The sequence below is a fragment of the Methylobacterium brachythecii genome (assembly GCF_014196345.1).
GTDB lineage: Bacteria > Pseudomonadota > Alphaproteobacteria > Rhizobiales > Beijerinckiaceae > Methylobacterium > Methylobacterium brachythecii.
In genome coordinates, this window is record NZ_JACIDN010000010.1 from 191,287 (window position 1) to 213,275 (window position 21,989).

The following is a 21,989-nucleotide window of genomic DNA, read 5'->3' on the forward strand; positions in this document are numbered from 1 at the left end:
CGCCCGATGGGGGCGGCCCTTTTCGCATTCGGCTCTGATCGAAGGAATCAGCGCGAATAGAACTCGATCACGAGGTTCGGTTCCATCTGGACCGGGTACGGCACCTCGTTGAGGGCCGGGATCCGGGTCACGCGGGCCGTCATCTTGGCGTGATCCACCTCGATGTAGTCCGGCACGTCACGCTCGGCGAGCTGCGAGGCGACGATGACGATCTCGAGCTGGCGCGAGGCCTCCTTGATCTCGATGAGATCACCCGGCTTCACCTGGAAGCTCGGAATGTTCACCCGGCGACCGTTGACCTTGACGTGGCCGTGATTGACGAACTGGCGCGCCGCGAACGGGGTCGCCACGAACTTCGAACGGTACACGACGGCGTCGAGGCGGCGCTCGAGCAGGCCGATCAGGTTCTCGCCCGAGTCGCCACGCAGGCGGATCGCCTCGGCGTAGTAGCGGCGGAACTGCTTCTCGGTGATGTTGCCGTAATAGCCCTTGAGCTTCTGCTTGGCGCGCAGCTGCGTGCCGAAGTCGCTCATCTTGCCCTTGCGGCGCTGGCCGTGCTGGCCGGGGCCGTATTCACGACGGTTGACCGGGCTCTTCGGACGGCCCCAGATGTTCTGGCCCATCCGGCGATCGAGTTTGTGCTTCGCCTCGATACGTTTTGACATTCGCGGTTCCTCTCGAGAACGCTTGAGTAGAGGAACGCGCCCTCCTCTCCCCCATGCAATGCGCGGGGGCGACAGACCGGCCCTTGGCCGCTCGCGGGTGCGCTTGAAAACGTCACGGGGCCCCTGATCGGAGCCCCGCGAACCGCGCGTGCCTAGACGGAAAGCCGGCGAAGGTCAATCAGCGTCGATGGATTGGGATACTGGAATCAGGGCGTTGGTGCAGCTCGCTTGCACCCCAACCTAGCCACAGCGGTCCACCGCGCGTTCGAGTGTCAGATCGGCATACCGATCGCATCCATCCTGGCACGCTGCTTCAGGATACTGATCCGATGCTCGCGGATGGTGTGCTCGACCTCGGCGATCTCCGAAAGCGGCATGCCGTGCCGGTTCACGGACAAGCTCGTCGACAGCGTCGAAATCAAAACCTCTTCGATTTCGATCGCGAGACTGAGACGTGCGCAAAAAGCGCCGAGATCATCGTGCTCTTCACGGGGCATAACGTTCCAACCGCGCTGACCCCGCTTGGTTTCCTGGTCGGCGAAAGTCCGATGATGCGTTTCAGGTGTTCGCCTGGAATTCCGTGAGCGGCGCAGTCAACTCGCAGATCACTCCTTCCGGCGGATAGGTCAGCTGCACTTCGCCGCCGATCAGCCCGGCGAGGCCGCGTTCGATCAGGCGGGTGCCGAAGCCTCGGCGGCTCGGGGGCGCGACCAGCGGTCCGTCCTTCTCGATCCAGCAGATCCGCACGAGCCGATCCTGATCGGAGGTGACCTCCCATTTCACGGTCACATGGCCGTCCGGCGTGGACAATGCGCCGTATTTTCCAGCGTTGGTCGCAAGCTCGTGGATCATCAGGGCCAACGACAGAGCGGCCTTGGAGCCGACAGGCACGAGCGGACCATCGAGCTTCAGGCGACCGACCTGAGCATCGTCGTGGATGGAGAGAGCACCCCGGATGACCGCATCGAGGCTGGCCGTCGCATGCTCACCACCGAGCAGGATATCGTGGGCCTTGCCCATGGCCACGAGACGAGCCGACAAGGCATCGCCGGCTGCGTCGAGATCGGACGCGTTCCGAATGGTCTGCGCTGCGATGGCCTGCACCATCGCCAGCACGTTCTTCATCCGGTGGCTCAGTTCGTGGTTGAGGATGCTCTGTTGTTCTTCGGCCCGCAGACGGCCGATGGCCACCTGCACCCGGTCGGCGACGTTGCGGGCGAAGCCAATCTCTTCCGGCGCCCAGGCACGCGCCTCGGGGGTGTGGACGTAGAGCAGACCGACGGTGCGGCCTCGTTCACGCACCGGCACGTTGAGCATGGCGCTCACGTCGAGCTTGGCGAAAGCAGCCGAATGTCCAGCAGTGCGATCGTCTTCCGATGCCGCGCGAACGACGAGGGTCTCCCCGCTCTGGATCACAGGAACGATGGTCCCGTAATCGGCGAGGCGATGGTTGCCGGCGAGGCGGGAGGTGCCCGCCGTCACCCACTCCTCGGCGATCGTCAGAAACTCGCCGGTTTGATCGAGCTCGCCGTAGCCGGCGCGGCTGCCGTTGAGAACCCTGCCGACGATCTCGGCCGCCCTGGCCGTCATGTCCGCCACCGTGGACGCATCGCGCAGATGGTCGCCCAGCTCGAGCAATGCAGCGCGGCGTGACGCGGCGGCGGCGGCGAGCAGGTCGCTCGCCTGCATCTTGGCGAGCTGGCCGCGCTCCCGGAGCAGGAGCATCACCTGCCGGGCGAGCCTCCGCAGGGCATCGGCTTGCCCCTCGTCCAATCCAGCCGGCCGGGGCTTGTGGTCGATCACGCACAGACTGCCGATCGTCCGTCCACTGTCCGTCCGGAGCGGTGCGCCCGCATAGAACCGTATGTGCGGCTCGTCGGTCACCAGCGGATTGCCACGGGTCCGTGGATCGGCGCTCAGGTCGGGAATGATCAGGAGATCCGGCTCACTCAGCGCATAGACGCAGACGGACCGCGTGAGGTCGGTCTGACAGTCTGGGAAGCCTGCACGTGCCTTGAACCACTGGCGGTCGCTGGCGACCAGGCTGACCAGAGCTACGGGTGCGTCGCAGATCTGCCGGGCGATCTGAACGACATCTTCGAAACCCTCTTCGGGACCGGTATCGAGAACGTCGAAGGCTTCGAGTTCAGCCAAACGATCCGGGTCGGATGTGTCTGGTCTGATACGGTTTTCCGGAAAAGAGATCATGGCGTCGAGGTACAGGTTGGTGCCAGCGTCACCTTACCGCCAGGCCAGGGCGTTGTCATTGGGACATGACCGCCTGTGGAGAGCAACGGCTAGAGCCAGCGCGGCCCGAGAAAGATCACGAGCGCCACGACGAGCCACGCCGCGAGCGCTCCGAGAATGGCGAGCCGGTAGTCGAGCGGTCCGGCGAGCCACCACGCTGCGCCGAGGAAGACGAGATAGGCGGGAATCGTGCGGGCACCGGCCAGGCATGTCTCGCGGAACGCGCCGGCCTCGCCTTTCGAGCCCACCGCCAGCAGCGCGATGATCGCGAAGGTCGGTGCCAGCGGCAGGATGCCGGGCAGGACGTTGCCGCGGCGCGAGGCCAGCACGATCGCCATCGTCACCAGGCCGCCGACGATGCCTTTCCAGAGGACGTCCATCAGCGGCGGTCGAACGTCACTGCCGCACCAGCGGCATCGCCTCGACGGTGAGCGAGCGCAGACCGCGGACCGCCAGCGAGCGCTCCAAGGCCGCGCTCAGGCCCGCGCCGGCAGTGAAGGTACCGAGGACATCCGGGGCGGCCTCCATCTCCTCGGCTGACGGGCCGAGCAGTTGCACCACCCTGCGGGCGATGGCCGGGGCCGGGTCGATCCAGGTGACGGGCCACGGGGCCAACGCCTCGAAGCGCGGCAGCAGCAGCGGGTAATGGGTGCAGGACAGGCAAATCACATCCGTGCGCCGGCCGTCGTCGCGCATCACGAAGCAGGGCGCGATCTCGGCCGAGAGCGTCGCGTCATCGACCGGCTGGCCGGCCATCTCGGCCTCGGCGAAGCCGGCGAGATTGGGAGCGCCGACGAGGGTGACATCGCAATCGCCGGCATAGGTCGCGACGAGGTCGCGAGTGTAGCTGCGCGCAATGGTTCCGGGCGTCGCGAGCAGCGTCACGACCTTGGATCGCGTCGCGGCGGCGGCCGGCTTGATCGGCGGCACCACGCCGACGAAGGGCGTGACGAAGCGCTGCCGCAGGCTCGGCAACACTACGGTCGAGGCCGTGTTGCAGGCGATCACCACGAGATCGGGGGTATGGAGCGCGAGCAGCCGCTCCATCACCGCGAGCACGCGGGCCACCAGCGCGGGCTCGCTCAGGCCGCCATAGGGGAAGGCCGCGTTGTCGGCGACGTAGACGTAGCGCGCATCCGGCCGCGCACGGCGGACCTGCTCCAGCACGGTCAATCCGCCGAGGCCGGAATCGAAGACGAGGATCAGCGGTTGGGGGCTCGGCGCGGGCCAAGCCGCAGAGATGGTCGCTCCGGCCATGAGATCGATCCGCATGACGTCACCCGACATCGCCCGATGGGCCAGTGTCGAAGCGAGACAATTAACGCAGGCTCACTGCGGCAGCAAAAAGGCCCGAAAACGTAACGCCGGCCCCGAACGGCCGAAGAAGCCTGTGAATCGCGGGTCGCAAGCCGCCCATTCGGCCGGGGCGCGACGAACGGCGCGGGCCGTCCGACGTTGTCGCAGGGAATTTCATGGCTACATGCCCGTGGCCTGAGAGAATGAGTACCTAGGAATGGCCGCAAGCGCAGCGATTTCCCACTCCACCGAGCCGCAAGCCGGATCCGCCTTTCCACCGCCGAGCCCGCAGAAGCGGCCCATCGATCGAGAGGCCTGGATCGCGGCCTACCGGACGGTGCGAGCGGAGACCGAAAGCCGCGCGGCGCCGCTCTCGCCGGAAGATCAGCAGATCCAGTCGATGGAGGATGCGAGCCCGACCAAGTGGCATCGCGCCCATACGACCTGGTTCTTCGAGCAGTTCCTGCTCGGCGAGCATTGCCCGGGATACCGGATCTACGACGAGCGCCTGCACTACCTGTTCAACTCGTACTACGTGCAGGCCGGCCCGCGTCAGCCGCGCTTCATGCGGGGCATGATCACGCGGCCGACGGCCGAAGAGACGCGCGGCTACCGTGCCCATGTCGACGCTGCCGTAGCATCGTTGCTCCGCGACGCGGAGACGGCGGCCCTCGAGGCGATCCTGCCGATCCTCGAGATCGGCCTCTATCACGAGCAGCAGCATCAGGAGTTGATGCTCACCGACATCCTGCATGCCTTCGCGCAGAACCCGCTCGGGCCGGTTTACGATGAGGCTTGGCGTTGGCCCGTCTCCGAGAGCCGGAAGGGACAGGTCGAGCTGTCGCGCAGCGTCACCCAGATCGGCCATGGCGGCGAGGGCTTCGCCTTCGACAACGAGTCGCCGCGCCACGACGTGCTGGTGTTGCCGGCAACCATAGATCGCGCGCTGGTCACCAATGCCCAATGGCTGGCCTTCATTGAAGACGGTGGATACCGGCGCGCCGAGTTCTGGCTCTCCGACGGGTGGCTCAAGGTCCAATCGGAAGGCTGGGAGGCGCCCGGCTACTGGCGCCGGACCGAGCGCGGCTGGTCGAGCATGACGCTCGCCGGCATCCAGCCGATCGATCCGACCCAGCCCGTCACCCATATCAGCTACTACGAGGCCGATGCCTTCGCCCGCTGGTCCGGCCGCGACCTGCCGACCGAGGCCGAATGGGAGATCGCCGCGCGCGACGGCCTGCTCGGCGATGCCTTCGGCCATGTCTGGCAATGGACCCGCAGCGCCTACGGCCCCTATCCCGGCTACCGCCCGCTCCCCGGCGCGCTCGGCGAGTACAACGGCAAGTTCATGTCGAACCAATACGTGCTGCGCGGCTCGTCCGTGGCGACGTCCGAGGGACATGCCCGGATCGGCTACCGGAACTTCTTCTACCCGCACCAGCGCTGGCAGTTCACGGGGCTGCGGCTGTCCGACGCCGGACGCTGACCGGCAGACGGCATGAACAAATCGACTGAAGTCCAGTTTGTTATCCCGACATCGGTTCGCCCCTGCGGATCGCCGGTGTCACGAACGGAGGACGCCGCTTGACCATCACCCCCCGTTTCGAGGGCGCCAGCCCGATCGGCCCCCTGCCGGATGATCGCCGTTTTCTCGAAGACGTCTGGGAGGGGCTGTCCGCGACCCCGAAAGCCCTGCCGGCGAAGTACTTTTACGACGCGGCGGGCTCGCAGCTGTTCGAGGGCATCACCGGACTGGCCGAATACTATCCGACCCGCACGGAATTGCGCATCCTCGACGAGCATGGTGCTGCGATCGCCGCCACGCTGCCGCGGGGCGCCGCCCTCGTCGAATTCGGCGCCGGCTCGACCGTGAAGGTCCGGCGCCTGCTGCGCCATCTTCGCGATCTCGCGGCCTACGTTCCCGTCGACGTCTCGGGAGAGTTCCTTAACGCCCAGGCCACGACCCTGCGCCGCGACAGGCCAGGGCTGGCCGTCGAGCCGGTCGTCGCCGACTTCACGCAACCTTTCGCGCTACCGGACTCGATCGGCGATGCGCCGCGCGCGGGCTTCTTCCCAGGCTCGACCATCGGCAATTTCCGACCTGAGGAAGCCGCCAGCCTTCTCGACACCTTCGGAAAAATCCTCGGCAAGGATGCTTGGCTCATCGTCGGCGTCGACCTGGTCAAGGACACCAGCGTGCTCGAAGCCGCCTATGACGATGCCGCCGGGGTCACGGCCGCCTTCAACCTGAACCTGCTCACCCGGATCAACCGTGAACTCGCCGGCAGCTTCGAGCGCGACAGCTTCCGGCATCGCGCTTTCTTCAACGCCGCCGCGTCGCGGATCGAGATGCATCTCGTCAGCCAGGCGAAGCAGGAGATCGAGGTCGGCGGCCGGCGGTTCGGCTTCTCGGCAGGTGAGACCATCCACACCGAGAACAGCTACAAGTATTCGATCGCCAGCTTCCAGAACCTCGCCGGCGGCGCCGGATGGGCGGCGGAAGCCGTCTGGACGGATGCCGACGGCCTCTTCTCGGTGCATGCCCTGCGCCGCGTTCGCGATTGAGCGCGGCGCAAGAAAAAGGCCTTCCCGCATGAGCGGGAAGGACTTGGTGTTACGTCGCGCCGGCGTGGGCGATCAGTAGACCGTCTCGGCACCCTCTGCTCTGGGCGCGGCACCTCGGATGCCGGCCTTGGTGTCGGCACGTTCGGCATCCCGCTTGTCGAGCGCCCGCCCGACCACCTTCGCGATGCCGACCATGATCGTGTCGAGCACGTAATCCTTCGGCGTGTAGACGGCGTTCACGCCGAGGTTCTTGAGCACCAGTTCGTCTTCGGGCGAGATGATACCGCCGACCACGAGGGGAATGTGGTCGAGGCCTGCCTCGCGCAGCTTCGCCTTGACGTCGCGAACCAGCGGCACGTGCGATCCCGACAGGATCGACAGGCCGATGACGTGCGCACCGGTCTCCTTCGCCTTGGCGACGATCTGCGCTGGCGTCTGCCGAATGCCCTCGTAGGTCACGTCGAAACCGACGTCGCGGGCGCGGAGCGCGATCTGCTCGGCGCCGTTCGAATGCCCATCGAGCCCCGGCTTGCCGACCACCATCTTCGGTGTCTCGCCAAGGCGTTCGCCGAGATCGGCGATCAGCAGGCGGGCGTCCACTGCCGCTCCCGACGTCACCGTCTCCAGGGTGACGCCCGTCGGTGCACGGTATTCTCCGAACACGTCCCGGAGCCGCTGGCCCCATTCACCGGTGGTGACGCCCGCCTGCGCGGCGGCAATCGAGACCGGCATGATGTTGTCGCCCGAGCGCGCCGCCTGTTCGAGCGCTTCGAGCGCCCGGCCGACCGCGTTCTCGTCGCGCTTCGAGCGCCAGGCGCGGATGCGGGCCTCGGCCTCCATCTCGACGGTCTCGGAGACGGTGAAGATGGCCCCCTCCCCTGCCGTCAGCGGCGAGGGCTCGCCCTGCTCCCACTTGTTGACGCCCACCACGATCTGGTCGCCGGACTCGATCGCCGAAATGCGCTTGGCGTTCGACTCGACGAGTGCCCGCTTCAGCTCACCGGCCTCGACGGCGAGGACCGCGCCGCCGAGGCCGTCGATCCGCTTGATTTCGGCCCGGGTCTCTTCCTTCAAGGCTTCGACGCGCGCCTCGATCACCTTCGAGCCATCGAAGATGTCGTCGTATTCGAGGAGATCGGTCTCGTAGGCGAGGATCTGCTGCATGCGCATCGACCATTGCTGATCCCAGGGGCGCGGCAGGCCGAGCGCCTCGTTCCAGGCCGGAAGCTGCACGGCGCGGGCGCGGGCGCGCTTCGACAGCGTCACCGCCAGCATCTCGATCAGGATGCGGTGGACGTTGTTTTCGGGCTGCTGCTCGGTCAGTCCGAGGCTGTTGACCTGCACCCCGTAGCGGAACATCCGCTTCTTCGGGTTGTCGATGCCGTAGCGCTCCTGCGCGATCTCGTCCCAGAGCTCGGCGAAGGCCCGCATCTTGCAGATTTCGGTGACGAACCGCATGCCGGCATTCACGAAGAACGAGATGCGGCTGAACACGTCCGGGAAGGTCGCCTCGTCGAAATTCGGGTCGTTCCGCACCGTGTCGAGGATCGCGATCGCAGTGGCGAGCGCGTAGGACAGCTCCTGGACCGGCGTCGCCCCTGCCTCCTGCAGGTGATAGGAGCAGACGTTCATGGGGTTCCACTTCGGAACCTCCTTCGTCGTGAACAGGATCATGTCCTTGGTCAGCCGCAGGGACGGCTGAGGCGGGAACACGTAGGTCCCGCGTGACAGGTACTCCTTGATGATGTCGTTCTGCGTCGTGCCCTGGAGCGCGGCGATCGGCGCGCCCTGCTCCTCGGCGACCGCGAGATAGAGCGACAACAGCCACGGCGCGGTGGCATTGATCGTCATCGAGGTGTTCATCTGGGCGAGCGGGATCTGGTCGAACAGAGTCCGCATGTCGCCGAGATGGGCGACCGAGACGCCGACCTTGCCGACCTCGCCGCGGGCGAGCTCGTGATCGGGGTCGTAGCCGGTCTGAGTCGGCAGATCGAAGGCCACCGACAGGCCGGTCTGGCCCTTGGCGAGATTGCCCTTGTAGAGTTTGTTCGACTCGACCGCGCTCGAGTGGCCCGCATAGGTGCGGATGAGCCAGGGCTTGTCCCGCTTGACCTGCTCGCGCTGACCCTCCGCGACGCTCGCGTTACTGGTCATCCCACTCAACTCCATTCGTATTTTGTATACACGCGCGCTCGCATGCAGCGTTGTCGCGCACCGTAACGAAGCGGGAAGAGAAGGTCATTAGGCGCAGCACCCGCCATTGGTCGGGCATCCGCCGAAAAAACTTTGCGGGCTCTTTGAAGCGAACTCGTCCTAGCGACGCCTTTACTGGCCGAATTGGGTTTGCTGGTTCGGGGTCGGAGTGATCGCGTCCTCGATCGGGCGCTGCCCCATGATGTGGTTCAGACTTCGTCCAAGTTGTGGGGCTTCCAGAGGTCCGTATGATCCTGCCACGACGGCTGGCTCGGTCGACGTCATTTGTCGGAGGGACCTTTAAACCGATCCCACCGTCCTCAGCCGTGCCCGCGCATGGATCTCCGCCTGGCTCATCACCGGGGTCTCGCGGCGGAAGCGCTCGATGATCGAGCGCACGAAGGGTCGTGACTGCACGGAGGTGACCAGCACCGGCATCTCGCCCAGCCGGGCCGCCTGCTCGAAGCGGTCGCGCACCGCGTTGACGAAATCCGAGAGCTTCGAGGGCTGCATCGCAAGGTAGCGCTCGTCGCGCTCGCCGACGATGGATTCGAGGAAGGCCTGCTCCCAAGCCGGCGACAGGGTGATGATCGGCAGCGTGCCGTCCGGCCCCTGGTACTGCGCGCAGATCTGGCGACCCAGGCGCGCGCGGACATGCTCGACGATGTCGCGAGGGTTCTTCACGTGGCCGGCGACCTCGGCGATGCCCTCGACGATGGAGCCGAGATCGCGGATCGAGACCCGCTCGGAGAGCAGGAGTTGCAGGACGCGCTGGATGCCGGTGGTGGCGATCTGCGAGGGCACGACCTCCTTTAGGAGTTCGCCGTGTTCCTTCGAGAGCTCCTTGAGGAGCTTCTGCACTTCGACGTGGTTCAGGAGCTCCGAGACATGCGCCTTGATGGTCTCGGTCAGATGCGTCGAGATCACGGTGGCCGCATCGACGACGGTGTAGCCCTTGAGTTGGGCCTGATCGCGCAACGAGGCATCGATCCAGGTCGCCGGCAGGCCGAAGGTCGGCTCCTGCATGTGCTGGCCCGGTAGCTGGACCTGGCCGCCCATCGGGTCCATCGCCATGAACTGGCCGGGGAACACCTGACCCGCGCCCGCTTCGATCTCCTTGACGCGCACGACATAGGCGTTGGCGTCGAGCGCCACGTTGTCGAGGATGCGCACCGAGGGCATCACGAAGCCGAGTTCTGCCGCGAGTTGGCGGCGCAGGGCCTTGATCTGGTCCGTCAGCCGGTCCTGCCCTTCGCCGTTGACCAGAGCCAGGAGCGCGTAGCCCATTTCCAGCTTGAGGTCGTCGAGCTTGAGCAGATCGGTGACGGTTTCTTCGGCGGGGGCCGCTCCGGGCTTGCCGTCGGCCGTTTTGCCGGCCTCGTCGGTGACGGGCGGGGCATTCTTGGCATCCTTGGCGATCTTCCAGGCGGCGTAGCCGGCGGCACCTCCGAGGAGTGCAAAGGGGAGCATCGGCATGCCGGGCAGCAACGCGATCAGCCCCATGACGCCCGCCGACATGCCGAGCGCCTTCGGGTAGTTGGCGAGCTGCTTGCCCAGCGCCTTGTCCGCCGAGCCGCGCACGCCCGCCTTCGAGACCAGGATGCCGGCCGCGGTCGAGACGATCAGCGCCGGCACCTGCGAGGCCAGCCCGTCGCCGATGGTGAGCAGCGTGTAGGTCTTGGCGGCCGCCCCGAAGGCGAGTCCCTGCTGCGCCACGCCGATGATGATGCCGCCGACCACGTTGATGCCGGTGATCAGCAGAGCCGCGATCGCGTCGCCGCGAACGAATTTCGAGGCACCGTCCATGGCACCGAAGAACGAGGATTCCTCCTCGAGCGCGGCGCGGCGGGCCTTGGCCGCCTTCTCATCGATGAGGCCGGCCGAGAGGTCGGCGTCGATCGCCATCTGCTTGCCGGGCATGGCGTCGAGGGTGAAGCGGGCGGCGACCTCGGCGATACGGCCAGAGCCCTTCGTGATGACGACGAAGTTCACGATGATCAGGATCGCGAAGACGATGATCCCGATCACGAAGTTGCCGCCCATCACGAAGTGCCCGAAGGCCTCGATGACGTGCCCGGCCGCTGCCGTGCCCTCGTGACCGTGGCCGAGGATCAGGCGCGTCGAGGCGAGATTCAGGGCGAGCCGCAGCAGCGTCGCGACGAGGAGCAGCGTCGGGAAGACCGTGAATTCGAGCGGGTTGTCGATGAACAGGCCCGTCATCATGATCAGCACCGAGATGATGATCGACACCGCCAGCAGCAGGTCGAGCAGCATCGCCGGCAGCGGGAAGATCAGCACCGTGAGGATGCCGAGCACCGCGGTGGCGAAGAACAGGTCGGTGCGCTTGCCGAGCGCTTGCCAGTTCGCGCGCGTCGGCAGCGAGAAGCCGCCGAAGCCGGAAATCCCGGCACCGGCGCCGGGTGCGGCGCTCGCGCTCTCGCTCATGATGGTCCCGACTGCCCTCGGCCCGCGCGCATCGACGCGCTGGCACGCCCGGCAAGATTTGCCGGGTGCATGGTTAGCGCCCCGTTAACGGACTGAGCCGGACGGCGCTGGAACCCGACCGCGCGGCCATGGCTTGAACCGGCATTCAGGCGCAGCCGAGCCGCCGCGCGCCATCATCGACGAGACATCGAGGAGTCGACCCATGGCCTCACGCGCCATTACCGCCCTGTTCGACGATTACGAGGAGGCTGCAAAGGCGGTCGACCGGATCGAGGCGGAAGGCGTTCCGCACAGTGACATCGCCGTCGTCGCGAGCAACGAAGGCGAGCGTCATCTCAGCCGCTTGCCGCCGGTGGCCACGGCCGCTCATCAGGAGAGCGACGCTGCCGACGGCGCCGGTGCCGGTGCGACCGTGGGCACCGTGCTCGGCGGCGGGGCGGGTCTCCTCGCGGGCCTCGGAATGCTCGCGATTCCGGGCGTCGGGCCGGTGGTCGCAGCAGGCTGGCTCGTCGCAGCGGTGACGGGCGCGGGCGTGGGTGCTGCGGCCGGCGGCCTGCTCGGTGCGCTGACGGGCGCGGGCCTCAGCCAGTCGGACGCGGAGACCTACGCGGAGGGCGTGCGCCGCGGGGGGACTCTCGTCACCGTTCGCGCCGACGACGCGCGGGCGGACCGGGTGATGAGCCTGCTGCAGAAGAGTGGCTCGATCGATATCGACGAGCGTGCGCAAGGCTGGCGCGCGCAGGGCTGGACCGGCGGCACGTCGGGCGCCGACCACGCGGCCGCCACCGGTCACGCCCTGACGGAAGACGACACCCCTCTCGCCGTCCCGGGACCCGCTGCCGATCCCGACGCCGCGCCGCCGACCCGGCTTCCACCTGGCGGCATCCGCTGACCGGGTGCCTCAGCTGGCGTATTTGCGGAAGATCACGGAGAGCGCGAAGGCAGCCAGCGATCCCGCAGCGATCAAGCTGATCATCAGCGTCCGGCGCGGCTCCGTCGAGGATTCGGCGAGGATCGGCTCGACGATTGGGCTGAAGAATTCGAGCTGGCGGGCCGCTACGATCCGCGCCCGCTCGTTCGCCGAGAGAACTTTCGTGAAGTACTTCTCGGCATCCTTCTGCTCGTTCTCATAGGCCTCGAACTGGGACAAGGCCGCCGAGAGCACCTGACGCTGAGCAGGATCCGCACTCGTCTGCTGGCGCTCGAGCCTCTCGATGTTGTCGTCGAGGTTCTTGATCTGCGCCTTCATGTCCTGGATGCGGCGCGTCTCCGGCGCGAGGTCGCGCAGCGACATGGTGAGCTGGACCTGCTGCTCGATCCGCACCTTGCGAAGCTCGCCGATGACCTTGAGGTTGGTCTCGTTCGTCTTCGCGGCATCGAGCACGCCCTCGCGGTTGCGCAGGTCGCGCATGGCGAAGCGCACCTTGGTCATCCGCTCCTCGGCCCGAACGAGCTCGCGCTGGCTCTCCGCGAGCCCGTCGTCGCGCAGTTTCTGCGACAGCTCGTTCACCTTGCGCTCGCTCTCCTTCATCACCGCCTGGGCGAGCGCGAGGGATTCGTGCGGATCGAAGGCTTCCACGTGCAGCGTGACGATGCCGGAACCGGTCTCGATCTTCGTGCCGACACGCTCGCCCCAGTACTTGACGAATTTCTCGATCGGTTTCTCGGGATTGAAGCGCGAGAGCCAATCGATGCCGTCACGCGAGAACATCTCGCGCAACGGCATCAGCTTTTCGATCGCCTCGATCATCGGGCGGCTGTTGACGTAGCTCGCGGTGATGATGGTGTCCTGGGCGATGAGCTGCTTGGGCACGCCGTTGCCGGTGCCGACCTCGTCGGAGGACGCCTTCTCGCTACCGCCAATGGCAGGGCGGATGGCGAAGCGCGCTTCGGTCACGAAGCGATCCGAGGCGATGACACCGTAGTACAGCGCGCCGAGCAGGGTCGGCACGAGGCAGAATACCACGAACAGCAGCGGCAGCAGCGGATCGCTCTTGACGTGGCTGTGATAGGACCGGATGCCTTTGTTGCGGTCCGCGAAGCGCGAGGCGCGCGCCATCTGGCGCAAGGATTCCGCCACGGCATTCGAGCGGTCGGCCGTGGTGAGAGCCTGGCCCTGCGGAGTGCGGATCTCGACGGTCATAGGCCTGCTGGTCCGTGTGGTTCGCCCGCGGCCCGGGTACCGCGACCCGTGTCCGCCTGTCTCGGATCGCTCGTCTGGCCCACACGCACGGCAAAACCGTGTCCGCCTTGCCGCTTGCACGCAAGTTTCAGATGTTGAGGCGCCGGTACGCCGCGATCGCCTCGTTCACGTCGTCGTAGATGATCGCCCGGCCGCCCACGAGGATCAGCACCTCCGAGCAGTATTGGCGGATCGTCTCCATGTCGTGCGAGATCAGGATCACGTCGGCAGTCTCGCGCCGCTGGTCGAAGACTTCCTTGCAGCGCTTTTGGAAGCGGCCGTCGCCGACGGCGAGGGTCTCGTCGATCAAGTAGCAGTCGAACGGGATCGCCATGCTCATGCCGTAGGCGAGTCGCGCGCCCATGCCGGACGAGTAGGTCTTGATCGGCACGTCGAGGTAGCTGCCGAGTTCGGAGAAGTCCTCGACGAATTCGAGAACCCGGCGCGGATCCTCGCCGTAGATGCGCGCGACGAAGATGACGTTGTCGCGCCCGGTCATCAGCGGATGGAAGCCGCCGCCGAAGCCGAGCGGCCAGGAGACGCGCAGGCCCCGATGCACCTTGCCTCTCGTCGGCTCCTCGGTCCCGGCGATCAGCCGCATCGTCGTCGACTTGCCGGCGCCGTTGATCCCGACGATGCCGTAGCTCGTGCCGGGCCGCAGGCTGAAGGAGACCTTGTCGAGGATCGTCCGCTTCTGCCCGTTGGTCCGGTAGATCTTCGTGACGTTGTCGAAGCGGATCACCAGCCGTCCATCCCCGATGCCGCCTGCTCACGCCGACGTTCGCGGACGGCTCGATGTCCCGCGAAAACGGCGAATCTGAGGATCGCGGCCGCGCTTCTTGCCGGGCCGGCCGCCCGAAGGCGGGTCACCGGAGCGCGCCGGTTCGAGAGCGCCTTGCCAGCCGTGGCCGCAGCGGGTTACAGGACGCCGCCCGTGCTGATGCGCGGACCTGGAGGGGTGGCCGAGTGGTTGAAGGCGCACGCCTGGAAAGTGTGTATACGGGAAACCGTATCGCGGGTTCGAATCCCGCTCCCTCCGCCAGCGCATCGGACTGATCGAACGGCAGCACTCTCTGCGCCGCGCCGATCCTTTATCTGCCCGCACTGTCGGCCTGCTTGAACGAGGCACCGCCTGGGACGATGGTTCTCCAGCACGGTGTGCGTTCATCCGAGTGCTGCGGAAACCTCCAGCCTGCTCTTGTCTGGCCGCCGAATACTCAGTGACGAAGAAAAGGCCGGCTCAGCAGAAGCTGGCCGGCCGTAATCAGAATCTCAAACGCCGCCCAATCAGCGCCCGCGGAGAAAGAAGAACCAGATCAAGAGGATCACGGGGATCGGGATGCCGATGAGCCACAATAGACCGCCGGTGAGCATGGTTTCCTCCTGACTAGCAGCCGGCAACGAAGCGGGCCGGCAATGGGTTCCCCGGCGTTGGATCTCTGCCGGTGCCTTGTCGGACCATGCCCGAACTGCAACGCTGCCAGTTGCAATCGGCGCTCAGAGGAATTGTGCACTGCAGTATATGCTGCAGCGCATTCTTTCTCTCGGATCCGCCAGATGACCGCCCTGCTCGCCGTCGCCGTCATTGCCACCGTAGCGTTCGTCGCATTTCTGGCCGGCCGGGTGAGCCCGAAGAGCGGAACCGCTGCAACGGACGATGGCATCATCGCCCGTCTGTGGCTGAACGCCTGACCTCCACGTTCCGGCCGCAAGCCAATTGCCGACAACCAGCCTGTCGGCCGGTTGTCTCGACACGCCGCGGACTTGCGGACCGAAATGCTGCGTGACGTCGCGGTATTCGGCGCGCCTGCTACCTCGAGCGGGCCTCGGCCGGATTGATCGGCTCTGCCCACGTCCCGGCGGCCGTAGTGCCGCTAACGGGCGTCTCCGAAGCAGGCGTCTCGTCGAGATCGTCGAGGGCGAGATCTCGGCTCTCCGGGACGAAGTACAGCGCCACGAAAGCGACGAGCGCGTAGAGCCCGTACACGACCGGAACGTAGAACCACTTCTCGGCCACGTTCTCACCGATCAGCCCGGCGAGCAGCGGCGGGGCGCACATGCCCCCGAAGATCGCGGACAGGCTGTAGGAGATGCCCGCTCCGGAATAGCGATACTTCGTCGGGAAAGCCTCGGACGTCAGGATGGGCGCGAGTCCATGCAGCACGCCGACACCCGTCAGGGTGATCAGGAACTGAAGCACGAGGGTCAGTTCGACCTGCTTGTGCAGGATCGCCAGCGTGTAGGGATAGGACAAGGCTGCCGTGACCGCGATGGCAAGGAACGTGACCTGCTTTCGCTTCATGAAATCTGCCGCCGGTCCGCTGATGAGCACACCGAGAACGTCGCCGATCCGCGCGACGAAGATGATCACCGCCGTCGTCGCCAGCGGGATGCCCGCCGATTTCATGAACGAGATCGCATAGGTTCCGCTCACATACCCGTCCATCTGCTGGAAACCGCAGACCAGGGCCAGCAGGACGATCGGACGCCAGTGCCGGCGCATCACGTCTATGCTCGGCATCTTCGAAAGCTCTTCCTTCTCCTTCAAGGTTTCGAACAGCGGCGAGTCGCCCAAGCGGGACCGAGCCAGCAGGCCCGGGATGACGACGACCGCCGAGAGCAGCATGGCGATACGCCAACCGCCGGTCGCGAAGCTGTCGGAGAGGAAGTAGAGCACTGCGCTGGCGGCCATCGCGCCGCCCGGAATGCCGAGATTCGCGAGCGAGACCCAGAAGGCGCGGTGCTTTCGCTTTGCACCAAACTCCGCGAGCAATGACGACGCTCCGCCGAATTCACCGCCGAGACCAATGCCCTGGATGACGCGCAACAGGATGAGGAGGATGGGCGCGGCCACCCCGATCGAGTCGTAGCCAGGCAGGAGACCCACCAGGATCGTGGTAGCACCGACGATCAGGATGTTCAGCAGGAACGACGATTTGCGCCCGATCCGATCGCCGAAGTGGCCGAACAGGAACGCGCCCAGGAGACGTGCCGGGAACCCGGCGCCGAAGGTCACGTAGGAGACGACGAGGGCCGCGGTGGGCGAGAGATTGGGAAAGAACGTCTGCGGAAACGCGCTGGCGGCCGCATATCCGAATATGAAGAAGTCATAGAATTCGACGAGAACCCCAGATGTCGCCGAGAATGCGAGCAGGAATATGGTTTTCGTATCGACGTGTTCGTGAGCCTGCTCTTTCATCGGCGCGTTTCCCTGAATTTATATTATCTCGCAGACAATCGTTACGCTGTCTTGTTTTTCGAGACCGTCGAACCGCTCGCAGACTCGCATCGCGAGCCGCGATACCGTCGCGCGACGAACTTACACCGCATGGCGTCTACGGCAGGCCATAGTCTTGTATAAGATATGAACTATGTCAACGTGCGCTCCGTGGATCGAACCGTTCGCCGACTGGTTGCCCAGAGGGAATCGGCGCATAATCGAACTGTCCCAGCGAGGTCTGGCGAAGGCGTTGTCCTTGTACGAGCGTCAGCGACTTAGCGGAGGGCAACGAAGCGTAAGCCGCACGCAGACAGCCGATTGACAGCCAAATCATCTGTCTTATACAAGAGCTACTGCAACAATCATCGGGAGGCACGCCATGGGAGTTCCACAACTCCTCGTACATGATGGGAAGGACACGGTCGGAGTCGTCGTGGTGGAAGGCCTCAAGGCCGGATCCGACATGCTCTGCGTCGTCACTCACGACAACTCGGATTTCCGCCTCGGGTCGAAGCACGACATCCCGATCGGCCACAAAGTCGCGCTCAAGGACATCAAGTCCGGCGACACGATCTGGAAGTACGGCCAGGACATCGGCAAGGCCGTCGCCGACATTGCCAAGGGCGAGCACGTCCACACCCACAACATGAAAACGAAGCGTTGGTGAGGGAATCATGAGCCTACAAGCAGCTCTCGAACACGAGACGCCGTCGCCCTTCCCGGGTGGCGCTCCCGATCAGTTCGTCACCAAGGCCCTTCCGGCCGAGCGGGCATCCGCCGACTATCAGAACGCCACCTTCATGGGCTGGCGTCGCGAGAACGGCCGCGTCGGCGTGCGCAACCACGTCGTCCTGCTGCCGCTGGACGACCTGTCGAACGCCGCCTGCGAGGCGGTCGCCAACAACGTGAAGGGCACGCTCGCGCTGCCCCACGCCTACGGACGCCTCCAGTTCGGCGAGGATCTCGAGGTCCATTTCCGCACCCTGATCGGCATCGGCTCGAACCCGAACGTCGCCGCGGTGGTGGTGATCGGCATCGAGGATAGCTGGACCGGCCGCGTCGTCGACGGGATCGCCAAGACCGGCAAGCCGGTCGTGGGCTTCGGCATCGAGGGCCATGGCGACATCGCGATCATCGCCAAGGCGAGCTACGCCGCCAAGCGCATGCTGCAGTGGGCGACCGAGCTCCCGAAGACGGAGTGCAAGCTCTCCGAACTCTGGGTTTCGACGAAGTGCGGTGAGTCCGACACGACGACGGGCCTCGCCTCCTGCCCGACCGTGGGCAACATGTACGACAAGCTGATTCCCCAGGGGATCTACGGTGTCTTCGGCGAAACTTCCGAGATCACCGGCGCCGAGCATCTCTGCAAGGAGCGCGCGGCGAGCCCCGAGGTCGCCGAGAAGTGGTTCAAGATCTGGCAGGCCTACCAAGACGACGTGATCGAGGCCCACAAGACCGACGACCTCTCGGACTCCCAGCCGACAAAGGGCAACATCGCCGGTGGTCTCTCGACCATCGAAGAGAAGGCTCTGGGCAACCTCGAGAAGATCGGCCGCGAGTGCACCTATATCGACGCGCTCCAGCCGGCCGAGGCGCCTGCCAAGGGGCCGGGGCTCTACTTCATGGACACCTCCTCGGCAGCGGCCGAGTGCGTGACCCTGATGGCCGCGGCGGGCTACGCGATCCACACCTTCCCGACCGGCCAGGGTAACGTCATCGGCAACCCGATCGTCCCGGTGATCAAGATCACCGGCAACCCGAAGACGATCCGCACGATGGGCGAGCACATCGACGTCGACGTATCGGGCATCCTGCGGCGTGACATGACGCTCGATCAGGCCGGTGACTCGCTGATCGACATGGTCGTGCGCACGGCCAATGGTCGTCTGACTGCGGCGGAGTCGCTCGGGCACCGCGAGTTCGTGATGACGAAGCTCTACCGCAGCGCCTGAACCGCAAAACGCCGGATGCGGCGGCTGAGGCCGCCGTATCCATCCTTACGAGAACATGCTCTAGCGCCGGCCGAATGCTCCGGTCGCCGGCCATTCCAAGCTCGAACCGATCCATTGCTCTATCTGATCGGGACAATCGGCCGTCTTCGCCGAAACGAGCCCCACGCCGTGCGAGAACGGCCACCATCACGCTCGCAGGATAGGCAATGCCCGACATCGTCGTTGCGGAATTCATGGACGAGGCCGCCATTCGGGACGGCCTTGCCGGGTTCGACGTGCTCTACGACCCCACGCTTGTCGACAAGCCAGACGCGTTGCGCGCCGCCCTGACGGAAGCGCGCGGCCTGATTGTCCGCAACCGGACGCAGGTCCGGGCACCGCTGCTGGAGGCCGCTCCGAACCTGAAGGTCGTGGGACGGCTCGGTGTCGGGCTCGACAACATCGACATGGACGCCTGCCAGGCGCGTGGCATCGCGGTCTTCCCGGCGACGGGCGCCAACGATGGCGCGGTCGCCGAATACGTGATTGGCACGGCCATGCTGCTGCTGCGCGGCGCCTATGGCGCCACGGGCCGGGTCGCCGCAGGCGAATGGCCGCGCAACGCCCTCATGGGCCGCGAGATCTCCGGCAAACGCCTCGGCCTCGTCGGGTTCGGCGCCATTGCCCGCGAAACGGCGCAACGCGCGGCTGCGCTCGGCATGCAGCTAGCCGCCTACGATCCATTTCTCGGCACCGATGATCCGGCCTGGAGGCCGGGTTACGGACCCGTCGCGTCCAAAACCCTCGAGGCGCTGATCGCGGAAAGCGACGTGCTCTCGCTGCACGTCCCGCTGACCGACAAGACCCGCCGGCTGATCGGTGCCGCGGCGATCGCACGGATGCCAAAAGGAGCGATCCTGATCAATGCCGCCCGCGGTGGCGTCGTCGACGAGGCGGCCGTCGCAGCCGCGCTGAAATCGAGGCATCTCGGCGGTGCCGCGCTCGACGTCTTCGATCGTGAACCGCTCGATGCCGCGGCCGGGGCGATTTTCGCCGACGCGCCTAATCTCATCCTGACGCCGCACATCGCCGGCGTGACCGTCGAGTCGAACGTGCGCGTTTCGGCCGTCACCGCGGAAGCGGTGCGGCGGCATCTCCTGGAGGGCTGACCATGCCGAACCTCTCCCTGCGCGACGCGGAGCATCTCGTCGCCGACGCGCTCGAGCGATGCGCCACCTCGCCAGGAGCGGCCGCGAGCGTCGCCCGCGCCTTGGTGGCCGCGGAGGCCGACGGCCTCAAGGGCCATGGCCTTACGCGCGTCCCGAGCTATGCGGCGCAGGTGAAAGCGGGAAAGGTCGTCGGTGATGCGGTCGTCGGCGTCGAGCAGCCTAGGCCGGCCCTTCTCGCCATCGACGCGGCGAACGGCTTTGCCTATCCGGCCATCGACGCGGCGACGGAACGCCTGCCCGAAATCGCCCGCAGCCAGGGCATCGCCGCGGCCGGCATCCGTCGCTCGCACCATTGCGGCGCCGCGGGCCTCCCCGTCGAGGCGCTGGCCGAGAAAGGCCTGATCGCGCTGCTGTTCGCAAATACTCCGGCGGCGATGGCACCCTGGGGCGGCCGTCGGGCCGTGTTCGGCACCAACCCGCTCGCTTTCGCCTGCCCGCTACCTGGCCGAGCACCGATCGTCGTCGACCTCGCCCTATCGAAGGTTGCCAGGGGCAACATCGTGGGCGCCAAGCAGCGGGGAGAGACGATCCCCGAAGGCTGGGCGCTCGATGCCGAGGGAAAACCGACGACGGATGCGACCGCCGCGTTGAAGGGAACGATGGTGCCGCTCGGCGACGCCAAGGGCACGGCGCTGGCGCTGATGGTCGAGCTTCTTGCAGCTGGCCTCGTGGGAGCCCGGTACGCCGACGAAGCCTCGTCTTTCCTCGACGCCGAAGGAGGTCCGCCCGGCACCGGACAGTTCCTGATCGCGATCGCTACGGACACGTTGTCGCCGGACGCGCTGGAACGCTTCGCGGTCCTCGCTGGATCGATCGAGGGCCAGGAGGGCGCGCGCCTGCCGGGAACGCGGCGGCTCGAACTCCGCCGCCGCGCTGCGGAATCCGGGCTCGCCGTTTCCGAGGCTTTGCTGACCGAGATCGAGGCCCTCTGATGGCACGGCACCCATCCGCGGCCGGGTCCGTGATTGCTCGCGCTGGTGGGTACAGCTAAGCAAAGGGAGGAAGAGTTGCTGGTTCCGTCCCTCGACGCCCTTCCCTTCTAGCGGGCGCATCAGCGGCACGACATGGAACGCACGGGCGACGACCCAACGACCGCGGCAGGCCGAAGCGAGATCGGGTACCGGCCGCTCTACCGCCAAGTCTACGACAAGCTTCTCAAGCGCCTCGCCGACGCGGTCTGGCAGCCGGGCCAGATGCTCCCGAGCGAGGGTCAGCTCGCCGTCGAGTTGGGCGTGAGCCAGGGCACCGTCCGCAAGGCCCTGGATGCGCTCACCGCCGACAGCTTGCTGATCCGCCGGCAGGGCCGCGGCACCTTCGTGGCCGAGCATGACGATCAGCAGAGCGTGTTTCGCTTCTTCAAGCTGCGGCCCGATCGCGCCGGCGCCGGCATGCCGACCAGCCGCGTCATCACGATGACCGAGACCAGCCCGAACGCCGACGAGCGCGAGAATCTCGATCTTCTGCGAACGGCCCAGGTCGTGCGGATCGAACGCTTGCGTTACCTCGACGGCCGGCTCTGCATCGCCGAGACGATCAGCGTTCCTGCGGTGCTGTTTCCGGGCTTTGCCCGCATGGAGATCCCAAATACGCTCTACAGTCTCTACGCGACCCGTTTTGGCATCACGATCGCGACGGCCAACGAGCGTCTGAAAGCCATCTCCCTCGACGCCCGCCAAGCGCAATTGCTCGAAACCAGCACGGGCACCGCCGCCCTGGAGATCGATCGCATCGCCGTCGATCTCGAAGATCGCCCCGTCGAATGGCGTCTCTCGATCTGCTTGACGCAGCTGCTGCATTACAACTCGTTACTGCGCTGACGACCCGCCGCCATCAAAGCGGCCCGCCTTGGGTATGCTCGAGAGCCGGATCGAAGGTGGACAGAGCGCGGCGGTGAGGATGGCATGATCCCTATCGGTCGACGGCCTGGGCTTCCGGTTTCCGCAATCGCCCTCTCAAGGATCTTCCGGTTTTTTTTGAACCGTTTTGGTTTGTGTTTCGACCCATGGATCGAGGGGC

General features: G+C 66.1%; 18 protein-coding genes and 1 tRNA gene. 10 read left to right on the top strand and 9 right to left on the bottom strand.

The annotated features are described in order from the left end of the window. Positions 1-47 precede the first annotated feature (47 nt). From rpsD to murI, 4 genes are all read right to left on the bottom strand, one after another. Positions 48-665: a 30S ribosomal protein S4 gene (gene rpsD, locus GGR33_RS23190; RefSeq protein WP_183511822.1), complete on the bottom strand. Its 618-nt coding sequence runs from the start codon at positions 663-665 to the stop codon at positions 48-50. Between the two features lie 558 nt (positions 666-1,223). Beyond that, positions 1,224-2,819: a sensor histidine kinase gene (locus GGR33_RS23195; RefSeq protein WP_306484389.1), complete on the bottom strand. Its 1,596-nt coding sequence runs from the start codon at positions 2,817-2,819 to the stop codon at positions 1,224-1,226. A gap of 143 nt (positions 2,820-2,962) precedes the next feature. After that, a complete protein-coding gene (locus tag GGR33_RS23200; RefSeq protein WP_183511835.1) occupies positions 2,963-3,292 on the bottom strand; it encodes a GlpM family protein in 330 nt (109 codons plus the stop codon). 16 nt (positions 3,293-3,308) lie between these two features. Then, complete coding sequence (murI, locus tag GGR33_RS23205) at positions 3,309-4,184, bottom strand: glutamate racemase (RefSeq protein ID WP_183511838.1); 876 nt, start codon at positions 4,182-4,184, stop codon at positions 3,309-3,311. Between the two features lie 241 nt (positions 4,185-4,425). Here murI and egtB point away from each other — a divergent pair, with 241 nt between their 5' ends. Both egtB and egtD read left to right on the top strand, forming a co-directional pair. Further along, positions 4,426-5,694 carry an ergothioneine biosynthesis protein EgtB gene (egtB, locus tag GGR33_RS23210; RefSeq protein ID WP_183511842.1) on the top strand — a complete coding sequence of 423 codons (1,269 nt, stop codon included), beginning with the start codon at positions 4,426-4,428 and terminating at the stop codon, positions 5,692-5,694. Between the two features lie 98 nt (positions 5,695-5,792). Then, the gene (gene egtD / locus GGR33_RS23215) at positions 5,793-6,773 is read left to right on the top strand and encodes an L-histidine N(alpha)-methyltransferase (protein WP_183511854.1); all 981 of its coding nucleotides are present in this window, start codon (positions 5,793-5,795) and stop codon (positions 6,771-6,773) included. Positions 6,774-6,845: 72 nt separating this feature from the next. Here the strand turns inward: egtD and GGR33_RS23220 are convergent, their stop codons facing one another. Together GGR33_RS23220 and flhA are read right to left on the bottom strand one after the other, a co-directional pair. Continuing rightward, positions 6,846-8,927 carry a protein meaA gene (locus GGR33_RS23220; RefSeq protein ID WP_183511859.1) on the bottom strand — a complete coding sequence of 694 codons (2,082 nt, stop codon included), beginning with the start codon at positions 8,925-8,927 and terminating at the stop codon, positions 6,846-6,848. Positions 8,928-9,266: 339 nt separating this feature from the next. Then, positions 9,267-11,411 (bottom strand): flagellar biosynthesis protein FlhA, encoded by a 2,145-nt coding sequence (gene flhA, locus GGR33_RS23225; RefSeq protein ID WP_183511864.1) that lies wholly within the window; start codon positions 11,409-11,411, stop codon positions 9,267-9,269. A gap of 202 nt (positions 11,412-11,613) precedes the next feature. On the opposite strand from flhA, the gene GGR33_RS23230 reads away from it, so the two are divergent. Further along, positions 11,614-12,303: a general stress protein gene (locus tag GGR33_RS23230; RefSeq protein ID WP_183511870.1), complete on the top strand. Its 690-nt coding sequence runs from the start codon at positions 11,614-11,616 to the stop codon at positions 12,301-12,303. A gap of 9 nt (positions 12,304-12,312) precedes the next feature. Here the strand turns inward: GGR33_RS23230 and GGR33_RS23235 are convergent, their stop codons facing one another. Together GGR33_RS23235 and GGR33_RS23240 are read right to left on the bottom strand one after the other, a co-directional pair. Continuing rightward, complete coding sequence (locus GGR33_RS23235; protein WP_183511874.1) at positions 12,313-13,554, bottom strand: KpsE/RkpR family capsule polysaccharide export protein; 1,242 nt, start codon at positions 13,552-13,554, stop codon at positions 12,313-12,315. 127 nt (positions 13,555-13,681) lie between these two features. After that, the gene (locus GGR33_RS23240) at positions 13,682-14,335 is read right to left on the bottom strand and encodes an ABC transporter ATP-binding protein (protein ID WP_183511877.1); all 654 of its coding nucleotides are present in this window, start codon (positions 14,333-14,335) and stop codon (positions 13,682-13,684) included. A 210-nt stretch (positions 14,336-14,545) separates the two neighbouring features. On the opposite strand from GGR33_RS23240, the gene GGR33_RS23245 reads away from it, so the two are divergent. Together GGR33_RS23245 and GGR33_RS26320 are read left to right on the top strand one after the other, a co-directional pair. Next, positions 14,546-14,635 (top strand) — tRNA-Ser (locus GGR33_RS23245). A gap of 515 nt (positions 14,636-15,150) precedes the next feature. After that, entirely contained in the window at positions 15,151-15,285 is a 135-nt protein-coding gene (locus GGR33_RS26320; RefSeq protein ID WP_281381202.1) for a hypothetical protein, read from the top strand. 118 nt (positions 15,286-15,403) lie between these two features. Here the strand turns inward: GGR33_RS26320 and GGR33_RS23250 are convergent, their stop codons facing one another. Further along, on the bottom strand, positions 15,404-16,792 hold the full coding sequence (locus GGR33_RS23250; protein ID WP_183511881.1) for an MFS transporter: 1,389 nt from the start codon (positions 16,790-16,792) through the stop codon (positions 15,404-15,406). A 400-nt stretch (positions 16,793-17,192) separates the two neighbouring features. Here GGR33_RS23250 and GGR33_RS23255 point away from each other — a divergent pair, with 400 nt between their 5' ends. From GGR33_RS23255 to GGR33_RS23275, 5 genes are all read left to right on the top strand, one after another. After that, the gene (locus GGR33_RS23255) at positions 17,193-17,480 is read left to right on the top strand and encodes a UxaA family hydrolase (protein ID WP_183511885.1); all 288 of its coding nucleotides are present in this window, start codon (positions 17,193-17,195) and stop codon (positions 17,478-17,480) included. 7 nt (positions 17,481-17,487) lie between these two features. Next, positions 17,488-18,765, top strand: coding sequence for a UxaA family hydrolase (locus GGR33_RS23260; protein WP_183511890.1), 1,278 nt, complete (start codon positions 17,488-17,490; stop codon positions 18,763-18,765). Positions 18,766-18,971: 206 nt separating this feature from the next. Then, complete coding sequence (locus tag GGR33_RS23265; RefSeq protein ID WP_183511896.1) at positions 18,972-19,913, top strand: hydroxyacid dehydrogenase; 942 nt, start codon at positions 18,972-18,974, stop codon at positions 19,911-19,913. A gap of 2 nt (positions 19,914-19,915) precedes the next feature. Then, positions 19,916-20,905 carry an Ldh family oxidoreductase gene (locus GGR33_RS23270; protein ID WP_183511901.1) on the top strand — a complete coding sequence of 330 codons (990 nt, stop codon included), beginning with the start codon at positions 19,916-19,918 and terminating at the stop codon, positions 20,903-20,905. A 132-nt stretch (positions 20,906-21,037) separates the two neighbouring features. Then, on the top strand, positions 21,038-21,790 hold the full coding sequence (locus GGR33_RS23275) for a GntR family transcriptional regulator (protein WP_183511904.1): 753 nt from the start codon (positions 21,038-21,040) through the stop codon (positions 21,788-21,790). Positions 21,791-21,989: the final 199 nt, after the last annotated feature.